At 69.3% G+C, this 12400-nt stretch carries 11 protein-coding genes; 6 read left to right on the plus strand and 5 right to left on the minus strand.

Annotated features, from left to right (window positions below):
* Window positions 1-52 precede the first annotated feature (52 nt).
* Entirely contained in the window at window positions 53-1117 is a 1065-nt protein-coding gene (locus ACK8N7_RS00005) for an alpha/beta hydrolase family protein (protein ID WP_500440260.1), read from the minus strand.
* A gap of 114 nt (window positions 1118-1231) precedes the next feature.
* Between ACK8N7_RS00005 and ACK8N7_RS00010 the strand changes: the two genes are divergently transcribed.
* The 6 genes from ACK8N7_RS00010 (at window position 1232) to ACK8N7_RS00035 (ending at window position 7081) form a co-directional block, all read left to right on the plus strand.
* Window positions 1232-1867: a GNAT family N-acetyltransferase gene (locus ACK8N7_RS00010; RefSeq protein ID WP_371237536.1), complete on the plus strand. Its 636-nt coding sequence runs from the start codon at window positions 1232-1234 to the stop codon at window positions 1865-1867.
* Complete coding sequence (locus ACK8N7_RS00015; protein WP_500440261.1) at window positions 1864-2748, plus strand: PaaX family transcriptional regulator C-terminal domain-containing protein; 885 nt, start codon at window positions 1864-1866, stop codon at window positions 2746-2748. Before ACK8N7_RS00010 ends, ACK8N7_RS00015 begins: the two co-directional genes overlap by 4 nt.
* Before the next feature lie 517 nt (window positions 2749-3265).
* Window positions 3266-3625, plus strand: a complete 360-nt coding sequence (locus ACK8N7_RS00020; RefSeq protein ID WP_500440262.1) for a DUF8825 domain-containing protein — start codon at window positions 3266-3268, stop codon at window positions 3623-3625.
* Window positions 3626-3627: 2 nt separating this feature from the next.
* On the plus strand, window positions 3628-3954 hold the full coding sequence (locus ACK8N7_RS00025) for a DUF6233 domain-containing protein (protein ID WP_500440263.1): 327 nt from the start codon (window positions 3628-3630) through the stop codon (window positions 3952-3954).
* A 579-nt stretch (window positions 3955-4533) separates the two neighbouring features.
* Window positions 4534-5253, plus strand: a complete 720-nt coding sequence (locus ACK8N7_RS00030; RefSeq protein ID WP_500440264.1) for a response regulator — start codon at window positions 4534-4536, stop codon at window positions 5251-5253.
* Window positions 5254-5380: 127 nt separating this feature from the next.
* Window positions 5381-7081: a sensor histidine kinase gene (locus ACK8N7_RS00035; RefSeq protein WP_500440265.1), complete on the plus strand. Its 1701-nt coding sequence runs from the start codon at window positions 5381-5383 to the stop codon at window positions 7079-7081.
* Window positions 7082-7200: 119 nt separating this feature from the next.
* Here the strand turns inward: ACK8N7_RS00035 and ACK8N7_RS00040 are convergent, their stop codons facing one another.
* The 4 genes from ACK8N7_RS00040 to ACK8N7_RS00055 all read right to left on the minus strand — a co-directional run bounded on the left by ACK8N7_RS00040 (window position 7201) and on the right by ACK8N7_RS00055 (window position 12319).
* A complete protein-coding gene (locus ACK8N7_RS00040; RefSeq protein WP_500440266.1) occupies window positions 7201-7893 on the minus strand; it encodes a helix-turn-helix domain-containing protein in 693 nt (230 codons plus the stop codon).
* A gap of 154 nt (window positions 7894-8047) precedes the next feature.
* Complete coding sequence (locus ACK8N7_RS00045; RefSeq protein ID WP_403218629.1) at window positions 8048-8917, minus strand: universal stress protein; 870 nt, start codon at window positions 8915-8917, stop codon at window positions 8048-8050.
* A gap of 142 nt (window positions 8918-9059) precedes the next feature.
* Window positions 9060-11456 (minus strand): glycoside hydrolase family 65 protein, encoded by a 2397-nt coding sequence (locus ACK8N7_RS00050; RefSeq protein ID WP_500440267.1) that lies wholly within the window; start codon window positions 11454-11456, stop codon window positions 9060-9062.
* A complete protein-coding gene (locus ACK8N7_RS00055) occupies window positions 11453-12319 on the minus strand; it encodes an HAD family hydrolase (RefSeq protein ID WP_500440268.1) in 867 nt (288 codons plus the stop codon). Before ACK8N7_RS00055 ends, ACK8N7_RS00050 begins: the two co-directional genes overlap by 4 nt.
* Between the last annotated feature and the right edge of the window lie 81 nt (window positions 12320-12400).

Consider the following 12400-nt stretch of genomic DNA (forward strand, 5'->3'; position numbering starts at 1 on the left):
GGGCGGTACACGCGAACGTGCACCACGCGCCATGGCCGATCTTGCCGGACCGTCATGGAGTGGCGTCGCCGCCTCGGTCGACATCTTTGAAGAACTCTCGTTGGCCGTCCAGGAATCCGTCCGCGAAGAGCGAGCGGGGCGAGAAGAGCGCAGTGAGCGTGATCTTGAGGTCCGACTGCTCGATGGACCGCTTGACAAGGGAATGCGTCGCGTCCGGGTAGCGCTTGGCCGTCAATGCACCGCCTGCGCCCAGCACCTCGCGGTAGACACGCTCGGTGTCGGCGGTGTCTACGTTGATGTCATGGCCCGCGAGGGCCAGCAGCACCGGTACGCCGCGCAGGGCGCGAAGGTCTTGCGTGGCGTCCGCGGTGTAGTTCTTGGAGATGAAGCCCCAGCGATCGGCGGTCATGCCGTCTGCGTCGCCGCCCATGGCTTTGACGTATTCCTCGAAGGTTGCGTGGCGTTCCAGGAGCCGTCGGGTGGCGTCGCTCTTGGCGATCGCCGCGTTGGTACGGCCTGCTGACGCGTCGTCGGCGCGCAGCTCGGCTAGGAGGTTGTAGCGACCCTGCTGGAGCCAGTTGATCGCGGGCGAGACGGCGATGACGAAGCTCACGGGCGTCTTGGCGGCGACCTTCGGCAGGACCCAGCCCGCCTGGCTGACGCCCCAGAGCCCGATCCGGTCGCCGTCGATGTCCGGGCGGGTGCGCGCCCAGGCGATGGCGGCGGCTGCCTCGTCGGCGCGGTCGTCCATGGACTGGCCGAGCCAGTTCCCGGGCGTGCCCGCGACGCCGGGCTTGTCCCATGACAGGGAGGCGTAGCCGGCCTCGGCGTTCGCTTCCCACATGGGCCTGTATCCGTCGTCGTGGGTGGCGTCGACGGGGCCGTCGCCGTGGACGTACACGACCAGGCCGTGGCGTTTGCGGCCGTCCTGGGGAGTGGCCAGTACTCCGGTGAGGGTGTGGCCGCCGTGGCGGATCGATACCCGCTGCTCGTCCATGGCGTAGGAGTGCTGCCACAGCACCACGCCGACGAGACCGGCGGCCACGACCAGGGCCGCGACGAGTGACCACACGGCTATGCGGAGCCCGCGCCGTCGGGGCTGGATCTTGGGATGCATGGGATCTGACCGCCTCTGTTCGGGTGAGCGAGCCCAAAACTATCAGCACAAGCACGATCGTCGCGAGAATGATAGTTTTGAGTTTCGGAGTGCAGTGAGAAAAGAGGGCACGGCATGGGACGGGACACGACGGACACCGGCACTGGACCGGTGACGGTCCGGCGGGGCCTTCCGGCCGGCGCCGAGCGGCGGGCGGCCGAGCTGTACTGGGACGCCTTCGGCCGCAAACTCGGCCCTGCCCTGAACCCGCCGGAAAAGGCGGTGCCCTTCATCGCCGCCCACCTGAACGCCGATCGCGCGGTGTGCGCGCTCCTCGACGGTCAGCTCGTCGGCCTCGCCGGCTACCAACTCGGCGGCCGCGCCCTCACCGGGGGACCTGCCTCCGCCGTGCTGCGCGCGTACGGACACCTGCGAGGACTGCACAGACTCCTGCTCCTCGCCCTGTTCGAACGCCACCCGGCCCCCGGACAGCTCGTCATGGACGGCATCGCCGTGGCCCCGGGCATACGCGGGCGTGGCGTCGGAAGCCTGCTCATCGAGGAGGTGGCCGCCGTCGCGGCAGAGCAGCACTGCCGGGAGATCAGACTGGACGTGATCGACACCAATCCGCGCGCCAGGGCCCTGTACGAGCGGCGCGGTTTCACGGCCGTGCGGACCGAGCGCACGCCCTACCTGCGCGGGCTGCTGGGGTTCGGCGCGGTGACCGCCATGCGTCGCGCCGTCGGAACGAGAGGGGCGAAAGAACTATGAGCACCGAGGCGGACCACATCGAGGTCCCCACCCGCATGCTCGTCCACGCGCTGATCCGCGAGGACGGCACCGTCGGCGCGGACGAGCTCTACACCGTCGCCAACACCCTGGGCATGAGCGACCAGCAGGTACGGCTGTGCGTCAAACGCCTCGTCGCCGAGGGCCGCTTCACCCAGGAGGGCCGCGGCCGCAAGGCGCAGCTGCACGCGACCGCGGACACCACGCGTGCCCTGGCTCCCAACACGGACTTCCTCCGGCACGCCTTCCAGCAAGACGCCGGGCTCGCTCCCTGGGACGGTGTCTGGCACCTGACCGCCTTCGCGGTGCCCGAATCGGCGCGCACGGCCCGGGACGTCCTGCGCGAGACGCTCGTCCACCTCGGCGGCGCCCCGCTCCAGGGCGGGCTGTACGTCTGCGCCAACGCCTGGGAACCGTACGTCGAAGAAGCGGCCCATCGCCTCGGCGCCCATGGTGCGCTCACCCTTCTCACCACGACCGACCTGCGCAAGGGCGACATCCACGAGCCTGTCGAACTCGCCCGCCGCCTGTGGTCCCTGCAGGAGATCGCCGACCGCTACCACCGCCTCAGCCGCATCGCCCAGCCCCGCCTCGCCCGGCTCACCGGCCCTGCCGCACTCTCCCCGTCCGAACTCCTCACCATCGCGGTCGAACTTGCCGCCGAACTCACCCGCGCCATGGAGCCCGACCCGCTGTTGCCTCCTCAGCTCCTGCCCCAGCCCTGGCCCGGCACCCAGGCTCGGGAGCTCATCGCCCGCTGCTGGGCAGTCCTGCAGGAACGAGGAGGCGGCGAAGCCCGCCCAGCCCTCTTCCGCATCTACGCCGACATCACCCGAGAAGCTGCAGATCGGACCGCGCGCTGAAGACGGGACAGAGGACGTGCACTTTGATGCGTACCGACCGGTGCATGTTCGGGTCTACGCCGACAGGTGATCGCCGAGGGCGGCAAGAGCGTGACGGATCCGGCGGGCTTCGTCGAGCCATTCATCATCGGACCAGTCGGCCCCGCGCCGTTCCATGACCAGCAGCCTGCCACACAAGGCCACCCCACCACGGAGGAGGCCACGGCGAGCGGCCCCGTGCATGGCGGCCGACCGGAGGGAGACGGCCCGTCCGGACGACGTGCGACGGGCGACCGGACGGGCTCCGCGAACCACGCTGCACCCTCCGGGCCACGGAACCAGGCAGACATGCCGCAGAGTCGCCGAACGGTCGCCCCGCTGTCCCTCGCCGCGAGAGGGACGCTCCGGCCTGATCTCACAGCGCGCTGGCGGAACGATGCAGGGCAGGCCCCAAACCTGCCGCCGATCGGGCGTGGCCCGGTAGGGGTGTCGCGTGCCGCCCGGCCTCCCAGATTCGAACAGACGTAGCATTAGAGATGTGACCAGGTACGACTTCCCCCAGGACTTGCGCGAAGCCCAGCTCGCCCGTCACCAGACCCAGGCCGAGTACGAGCAGTACGCCACGACTCTCCCGTGGTCGGCGGAGCCGATGGCCGGATGGGAGGGGGACAAGCAGCTCCACTCCGGCTACCGGTCCTCCAAGCCCGACAGCCCCGGCTACACCGAGGAGCAGCGCCAGCAGGTCGCCGCTTACCGGGCCCGGCTGCTGGAGCTCAGCACCCAGGTGCTGACCCACCCCTTCTGGGAATCGCTGAAGGGCAGCGACCTGTTTGCCGCCCGGATGCAGCTGAAGCACGTGCACGAGACCCCTGAGCCTCAGGGCGAGGCGGCGGCGTAGCCATGCCGGGCGGAGACATATCCGACCTGGACAAGAACCGGGCCCTGGTCGAGTGGCTCCGCTACCAGCTCCGGCACGCGGAGAGGAGGGTTCGCGAGCTGGAGAGCGCCGAGCAGGCCGAGCGGCGCCGGTCCGGGCGGGCCCGAGCCGAGCAGATGTGGAAGATCCAGCCCCAGCGCTCCGCCGAGACCGCCCTGCTGCACCGTGGCGGCTGCGGCCTCTACAAGTCCGGGGCGCTCATCGACCGTGAAGCGGCGACCGCGCTTTGCGAACCGGACATTGCCCCGTGCGAGGTCTGCGCCCCGGAGACAGGCCTCCGCCAGGAGTAGGCCGCGGCCCTGAAGCACACGGCTGCGGCGCTCTTCAGTCCGGCGAGCCGGAAGCGCGGGTGAGGCCGGTTGCCGGGAGGCTGACGGTCATGGTCTGGACGCTGCCCGAGCCGATGCTCGCCGAACCCGTGAACAACTCCGCCCTTGCCCCGGGCTGGGCGGCGGAGCCGAAGTTATGGACAGGGTTCAGGTTTGTCCGTTGTCCGCTGTGAGGCGGGGACTGATGAGGTCCCCGCTGTTGAGGCGGTGGGCCATGAGGTCGGTCAGGGCCATGTGGATTACGGTTTCGGAGCGGGTGAACCCCCTCCTGCCAGACCTGCGGGCGGTGATCTCCATGCCGATGCCGAGGGTGGCGGCATGCTCGGTGTGGTGCCGTCGATAGTCGCCGTCGCCCCACTCCTTGCGGCTGGCTGTGCGAGCAGGCGGATGCGGTCAGGACCGGCGAGCGGTGCTGCTGCTCTCCCGGGATTTGAGGGGGGAGCGCCGGTCCTGGCCGCAGAACGAGTAATGCTGCACTCTTGACTCTGCGGGAACACCTGTTCCCGCAGATTCGCGTCCAACAGCGCTGAGGAGCGGTCCATGCAGGACAGCAGTTCACACAGTGCTGAGAACCCGGTCCGGGTTTTCCTTCTTGACGATCACGAAGTGGTCCGGCGCGGAGTGCGTGATCTTCTCGGTGACGAACCTGACATCAGCGTCGTCGGGGAAGCGGGGACCGCGGAGCAGGCTCTGACGCGGATTCCTGCCCTGCGCCCGGACGTGGCGGTGCTCGACGTTCGGCTCCCGGACGGTAACGGTGTGGATGTCTGTCGCGAACTCCGCTCGCGCATGCCCGACCTCGCCTGCCTGATGCTCACGTCCTTCGATGACGAGGAAGCCCTGCTCGACGCCATCATGGCCGGGGCGTCCGGATACGTCCTCAAGCTAATCCAGGGCGGTGACCTCGTGGCGGCGGTACGCACGGTTGGCTCCGGCCGCTCGATGCTGGACCCCAGTGCGGCCGCCCGGTTGATGTCGCGGCTACGCGGGGACGACCGCGAGGAGTCCGAAGGGGATGCGCTGTACGGTCTCACCGACCGGGAACGTGACATCCTCGCGCTGATCGGCGAGGGTCTGACCAATCGTGAGATAGGACAGAGGCTCTTCCTCGCCGAGAAGACGATCAAGAACCATATTTCTCGCCTCCTGGCGAAGCTCGGAGTGGAACGACGGGTGCAGGCCGCCGTCATCGCTGCCCAGGTACCTAGGGGAGCGGACGGCGAGACACGCCACGGCGAGAGTCGGCCCAGACACGCTTAGCCGTCGCGGAGACCAAGCGGTACCACTGACCTGCCGGGTCTCGCCACGTGTCCGAGCGCCTGCGAGGTTCTCGTGCTACCCGCAGTTCCGAAATGAGTCTTCTCCCGCAGTCTGAGGAGTGTTGTCGGTGTCGTACACCCAAGACAGTTGTACCGAGGCGTGCGCGAAGCGACTCGCTCTCCTCCAGCACCGACTGGACGCGGCGCACAGCACCCGGGACCGGGTTCATGACTTGATGGAGGTAGTGACGTCCGTCGGCCGTGATCTGGACCTGGAACATGTTCTGCGGCACGTAGTGCAAGCGGCTACCACCCTGGTCCGGGCACGGTATGGGGCTCTCGGCGTCATCGGGCCCGATCATGAGAAGCTCGTCCAGTTCCTGACCGTCGGTATGGAAGATGAGGAGGTCGCCTCGATCGGCTCGTCGCCGTCGGGTCACGGCATTCTGGGTGAGCTGATCGCGCACCCCGAGCCCCTTCGTCTGGCGAAGCTCTCGGAGCATGAGTCCTCCTACGGATTTCCCGCCGGTCATCCCCCGATGGACAGCTTTCTGGGAGTGCCGGTTCGGATCCGTGACCAGGTGTTCGGCAACCTGTACCTCACCGAGAAGCTGGGCGGCGCCCAGTTCGATGCCGAGGACGAGTCGATCTTGACCACCCTCGCCGTGGCGGCTGGGGTGGCCATCGACAATGCCCGCCTGTACGAGAGGTCGCAGCAGCGGGAGTTGTGGGTGCAGGCGACGGCCGAGGTCACGCACAGTCTGCTCTCCGGCAGCCCGCGCGGCGCTGTGCTCGCTCTGATCGCCGACCGTGCACGTGAGATCTCCGGCGCGGACCTGGTCGTGGTGGCGTTGCCCACGCCTGAGCGAGACTCCTTCGTCGTGGAAGTGGCCAGCGGGCTGGAGTCCGAAACCTTCCAAGGCCCGTCTCCTGTGGTGACCGGCGGATTGATCGGTGCTGCGTTCGCCCGCGCGGCAGCAGTCACCAGTGAGGATGCGGACACTGTGCGGCTCGCGGCGGATCCGGCCTGGCCCGCAGCACTGGGGCCGGCCGTGGCGGTCCCCATCGGCACCGGCACCGGCGTGCGCGGTGTTCTGCTGCTTGTCCGCGCCGAGGGGCGTGAGCCTTTCATGGCCGAGGAGACCAGCCTCGTTCTCGGCTTCGCCGGTACGGCAGCTGTGGCGATGGAGCTGGCCGAACGGCGCAGGGACGCCGAGCAGATGGTGCTCCTGGAGGAGCATGACCGTATCGCCCGTGACCTGCACGACCTGGCTATTCAGCGGCTGTTCGCGACGGGGATGACGTTGCAGAGTGCCGGGCGGTTCATCGATCACCCTGAGGCGTCGGAGCGGGTGGAGCGGGCGGTCGACGACCTGGACGAGACCATCAAGATCATCCGTTCCACGATCTTCGGTCTCCGGACGGACGTGAGCGGAGACGGGGAGAGTCTGCGGGCCCGCACGGTGCGGGCTGTCGCCGGCGCGGCCGCCGCCCTCGGCTTCTCGCCGAGCCTGCGCAAGGAGGGCCTGCTCGACACCCAGGTTCCCCGGCCCGTCGCCGACCATGTCCTGGCCGCCCTCGGTGAGAGCCTGGCCAACGTCGCCCGCCACGCACGGGCGACGCGGGTGGACGTCATTCTTCAGACCGATGGACGTCAGGTGGCGCTGACCGTCAGCGACAACGGGGTCGGGATCGGTGCTGGCAGCCGCCGCAGCGGCCTGCGGAACCTGACCGACCGTGCCGAGGAATGCGGCGGCACACTGGAGTTGTCCTCACCGGAGGGGGGCGGAACCCGCCTGGTGTGGCGTGTTCCCGCGCTGAGTCGCTAGGGACGGGACACCCGTCCCCGCCACCCCCTGAGAGGAGCGGGCCGGCGTGCGGGCAGGTGACCAGCAGGGGTCAAAGACCCCGACGGTGCGCTCCACCATGGCCCGGGTCGGTGGGCCGACTACCGCAGTTCGGGTCCCGTGGTGGTGGATGCGAAGTGGGTGTTGCGGGCAGCGATCCGGCGGCCGGTGATCTGGGTGGGGACGACCGTGATCCACAGGCTGCGGTTGCCCCCAGCCCACGGCAGGGAGAGTGCCTTCTTGTCCAGCAGACTGACCTGGACGATGTCGGTGACCGCGCGTGCCACGCCGACCAGGAGGACGCTCCACCCTTGGCTGAGGGCGTCGTCCATGCGGTCCACCTCGAAGGCGATCCGGTTTCCCGCGGCGGCTGCGGGCGGGGTGTTCGGGGCTGTGCGGAAGGCGATCGCGTTTTCCAGGAGGGTGTAGTTGACCGGCAGTATGAGGGGCCCTTCGGGTGTGGAGATGCCCACCCGTCCGACGCCGTGCGTGCCCAGCAGCCGACGGCATTCTCCGGCACCGAGCTCGGTGAACTGCGGATGGTAGGGGGCCCTTCCGGTTCCGGGCGGGAGGTCTGCGGTGCCTCCCGTCAGTTCGGCCACCGTTGTCTCCAGGGCGTCGGCGAGGGTGATCAGGAACCCGATGCCGGGTGAGGTGACCGGTTGTTCCTCCAGGTAGCTGATGTACCCGGCCGCCGAGCGGCATCGGGCTGCGACCTCCTGGTGAGTCAGTCCGAGTTGCTCTCGACGTGTGGAGATGCGCCGGCCCAGGTCTCCCTGCCGGGAGTGGGACACGCTGGAAGGGGGACTGAGTGCTGTCGTGTGCGGCATGGGGCGGCCTGCCTTTCGTTGGCCGAAGCGCTGCTTCGGCGAGGTGGGGCGGTATCTGCCCCGTGCGGCATTCGACCTGGCGTCGGCCGCTGGAGTTCCCGTGCGGGATTGCGCCTGGTCAGGCGTGAGGTACTACGGCGACCGCGGTCTTGGAGTGGTGCAGCACCGCGTGTGCGACGGAACCGATGTGTATGCCGGGGGCCGAATAGCGCTCCTTGCGGCCGACGACGAGGAGACCGGCATCGAGGGATGCTTCCACGAGGTCGTGTGCGGGGTGACCCAGCTGGCATTGCTCGGTGACGCGGACGCTGGGGAACTTCTCCCGCCAGGGCGCGAGAGCCTCCGTGAGGGACTCGTTCGTCAACGTGTCCAGTTCGGTCTGGACGGAGAGCATCGCGCCTGTCGGGTCGCTGGCGAACACGGGGGACAGCCGCCAGCTGTGCAGCGCCCGCAGCGCGAGCCCGTGCCGCTCCGCGTGGGCGAAGGCGAACTCCAGCACGGCGTCGCACGGCTGGGAGGTGTCCACACCGACGACGACGTCGCCGGACGTCTGCCACTCCCGTGCGGAGGAGGTGTCCTCCGCACGGACGAGGACGACCGGTGTGGTGCTGTGGGCGATGACTGACAGCGAAACGGAGCCGAGAAGGAAACCCGCCAGTCGCCCCAGCCCTCGTGAGCCGAGCACGAGGAGTTCCTGGTCCCTCGCCGCCGCGCAGAGGACTTCGGCCGGCCTGCCGCAAACGTCATCGGTTTCCACTTCGAGGCCCGGATGCCGTGCCCGCAGGGCCTGCGCCGCCAACTGCGGTCCGCCGTAGGGCCACCCCGCCCTCTCGGAACCGGTGAGCGAAGCGCTCACCGCCGGTGATGCTTCCCGGACGTGGAGCAGCCGAAGCGGCAGCCCTCGCCGTGCTGCCTCACTGGCGGCCCATTTCACTGCTGCCAGACTCTCTCGCGAATGGTCGGTACCTGCGGTCACGGTACGGGGCATGCAAGCCTCCTGCTGGAGTCGTCTACGGGATGCCCCCACTCTTTCTCCGCCATGGGGCCTGGCAGCAGGGGCCGTTGGTCCCTGGCCACCCCCGAACGGCCCCTGCTGCCCGGTCCGCCGGGTCGCGCCCAGAGAGTGTGCGTCACCGGTCGTGTAGCGGCAGGGAGCAGGTTTCCCCCGGGGCGAGGGACCGCGTTGTGGTGGGAAGCCTGATGTCGATCGGTGACCGCTGGGACGCGGGTGCGCTGATCCGGAGGTCTCCGGCCCGCACCTGCACGGTGATCCCCACATGTCCCTGATAGCACAGGGAGAAGCCGTACTCGGAGAGCTGCGGCAGGGAGACCGGGTCGAGCCACAGCGCCCCGTTGCGTGTTTCGAGACCGGTGAGCCCGCGCTGGACCAGGTCCAGAGTGCCCGCCATGGCACCCAGATGAATGCCTTCCTGCGTGGTGCCGCCCTGGACGTCGGCGACATCACCCGCCAGGACCTCCTCGACGTACGTCCATGCATCCGCACGCCGCGCGCGGGCCAGTACCCAGCCGTGCACCAGTCCACTGAGGGTCGAGCCGTGACTCGTACGCCGCAGGTAGTAGTCGACGGTCCTGCTCCACAACGCGTCGTCCAGTTCGTAGCCCAGCCGGGCGAAGACCTGACGCAGTTCGGACGGGGAGAAGAGATAGCCGAGCATGAGGACGTCGGCCTGCTTCGACGCCCGGTAGCGGTTGACCGTGTCGCCCTCCGCCTCCAGGATCCGGTCGAGCCGGCGGATGTCGCCGTAGCGCGCCCGGTAGGCGTCCCAGTCGAGTTCGGCGAGCGTCTCGTAGCCTGCGAACTGGCTGATGACTCGATCGTGGAAGGCCACCCGAAGCTTTCGTGACACCTCGTCCCAACGGACGAGCTCGCTTTCCCGCAGACCGGTTCGCTCCCGTAGTTCGTCCTTGCGCACCTGCGGCAGTGAGCGCACCAGGTCGAGCGTCCGGGCGAGTACCCAGGAGGCGGTGACGTTGGTGTAGGCATTGTCGTCCAGGCCCGGCGCCGAGGAGCCGGGGAAAGCGTCGTGGTACTCGTCGGGGCCGACCACGCCACGGATCCGGTAGCGCCCGGTGCTCTCGTCGTAGGTCGCGAGATCCGCCCAGAAACGGGCGATCTCGGTGAGCATCTCCACGCCCTTGGTGTGCAGGAACTCGGTGTCGCCGCTGGCCTCGCAGTACTGCCACACGTTGTAGGCGATCGCCGATCCGACGTGGTGCTGGAGTCGTGAGTGGTCGGGCAGCCATCGCCCGGAGCGGGGGTTGAGGTGCAGCCGCTGGGTTTCCTCGCGGCCATCGCTCCCGCTCTGCCAGGGATAGCACGCCCCGGTCCGGCCGGCGGCGAGGGCCTCGTTCCGCGCCTGGCCGAGGCGCCGGTGGCGGTAGGTGAGCAGGGCGCGGGAGACCTGGGGGAAGTGCGAATTCAGGTAGGGCAGGACGAAGAGTTCGTCCCAGAAGATGTGGCCCCGGTACGCCTCGCCGTGCAGACCACGCGCCGGGACGCCGACGTCGAGGTCGGCTGTATGGGGGGAGAGCGTCTGCAGGACGTGGAAGAGGTGCAGCCGCAGGATGTCACCCGACTTGCCCGGCACGTCCAGCTCCGCGCTGTTCCACAGCTGCTGCCAGGCGGCGCGGTGCGAGACGAAGAGCTCCTCGAATCCCGGTGCCCGCCCGGCCCGCTCGACCGCAGCACCCAGGGGATCACCGATGGCGGGATCACGGGAGGTATGCAGAGCCACGACCTTGTCGACCGCGACCGGACGGCCCGACGCGAGGCAGAGGCCCAACACCTGGGTGACCCGTTGCGCACCAGGGTCGGTACGGCGGTGCTCGACGGAGCCGATGGTGGTGGTGAGGCGGGCGGCCATGCCGATACGGATATCGGATGTACGGGTGCGGCAGGTCAGCCAGGCCGAGTCCGCCGCGCCGCACCCGGTGCGGACATCGATCAGGTGCCTGCCGTCGAGCTGGGTGTACCGCGCCACACCGCTGTTGGTGACCGCTCCGTCCAAGGCTCCCTCGACCTCCACGACGCCCTCCCACCCGTCCGCGGTGAACTCGGTGCGCAGAGCGGCGAGATGAGGGTCACCCATGTGTACGAGTCGCAGTTGCCGCACGGACAGAACACGGCCGTCCCCCACCGCGTAGCGCATGCTCCGCTCCAGGGTGCCCGCACGCAGGTCCAGACGCTGGTGATGATCGAGCAGCGCCTCGCTGTCCGGCGTGAGCCAGGATCCGCCGTCGCTCTCCGCTTCGACCCTGAAGCGCAGCGGGAGCCAGTTGGGAAGGTTGACCATGTCCTCGTTGTCGACTTGCTGGCCGGCCACCGTGGAGGTGAGCCGGTCGTAGCAGCCCGCGGCGTACGTCCCGGGGTAGTGGAAGTCACCGGCAGGGCTCTCGGGCGCGGCGCCGCGGGTGGCGAAGTACCCGTTGCCCAGCGTGCACAGGGCCTCGCGCAGGCGTTCCGAGGCCGGGTCGTAACCGTGATACTCCCAGGTCCATCCCGTCACGGCTGACTATCCCCATCGTGGGACAACTCGGACAGGTCCCTGACCACGAGGTCGGCGCCGTGTCGCAGGAGCGCGGCGCCGGTGCCCTCGCCCGCGGTGCGGTCCACGCCGATGACGAGGCCGAAGCCACCGCGCCGTCCTGCCTCGACCCCCGCCAGGGCGTCCTCGATCACGGCGATGCGCTCGACGGGGATGGTGAGCCTGCGCGCCGCCTCCACGAAAAGGGCGGAGTCCGGTTTGCCCGGCAGCGCCAGCCGCCTGGCCTCGCCCCCGTCCACCAGCACCGTGAAGAACCCGAGGACCCCGGCGCGTTTCAGCAGTTCACCCGCGTGACGGGACGCGGAGACGGCAGCCATCGGCACGGCACGCTCGCGCAGGGCCCGCAACAGCTGGAGAGTCCCGGGATAGGCATTGATGCCGCCGCGGCGCAGGCGCTCCGTGAACATCTGCTCCTTGCGGGCGGCGACCGCCGCCACCGTGCCGGTCCCGGGGAGGTCGTCCGGGCCACCCGCCGGGAGGTGCAGGCTGCGCGATGCGAGGAACGACGCGGCGCCGTCGAGCCGCGCTTTACCGTCAACGAACTGCAGGTAGTCGTCCTGGACGTCGAAGGGCCGCTCCGCTCCAGGGCTCTCCGGCGGATGGGCGCGCAGGCACGCGTCGAAGGCGGTCTTCCACGCGCCCGCGTGGATCCTGGCGGAGTCGGTGATGACGCCGTCGGTGTCGAACACGACGGCTGCCGCATCCTGCACGGAGGCCAAATGCGGACGGCCCCGGGCCGACACGTGGCCTCGATCGGCGGCCGCCCGGCCGGGACCGGCGGCGTGGCCGAAGCTCCCCGTCGTGGTCTGCGGGTGTGCCGTCATGACGGTGCTCCTGTAGTCGATGGGCCGCAGGGCCCAGATGAAGAACGCAACAGTGATGCGCGGGCGCTGAGGGCAGGGGCT

It is taken from the genome of Streptomyces griseobrunneus, from assembly GCF_046713465.1.
Classification (GTDB): Bacteria; Actinomycetota; Actinomycetes; order Streptomycetales; family Streptomycetaceae; genus Streptomyces; species Streptomyces microflavus.

What these genes read in the sequence shown, in the direction of transcription:
- ACK8N7_RS00010 (WP_371237536.1), top strand. Translation starts at nt 1,232, where the DNA reads ATGGGACGGGACACGACGGACACCGGCACTGGACCGGTGACGGTCCGG.
- ACK8N7_RS00045 (WP_403218629.1), bottom strand. Translation starts at nt 8,917, where the DNA reads ATGCCCCGTACCGTGACCGCAGGTACCGACCATTCGCGAGAGAGTCTG.
- ACK8N7_RS00015 (WP_500440261.1), top strand. Translation starts at nt 1,864, where the DNA reads ATGAGCACCGAGGCGGACCACATCGAGGTCCCCACCCGCATGCTCGTC.
- ACK8N7_RS00030 (WP_500440264.1), top strand. Translation starts at nt 4,534, where the DNA reads ATGCAGGACAGCAGTTCACACAGTGCTGAGAACCCGGTCCGGGTTTTC.
- ACK8N7_RS00055 (WP_500440268.1), bottom strand. Translation starts at nt 12,319, where the DNA reads ATGACGGCACACCCGCAGACCACGACGGGGAGCTTCGGCCACGCCGCC.
- ACK8N7_RS00025 (WP_500440263.1), top strand. Translation starts at nt 3,628, where the DNA reads ATGCCGGGCGGAGACATATCCGACCTGGACAAGAACCGGGCCCTGGTC.
- ACK8N7_RS00005 (WP_500440260.1), bottom strand. Translation starts at nt 1,117, where the DNA reads ATGCATCCCAAGATCCAGCCCCGACGGCGCGGGCTCCGCATAGCCGTG.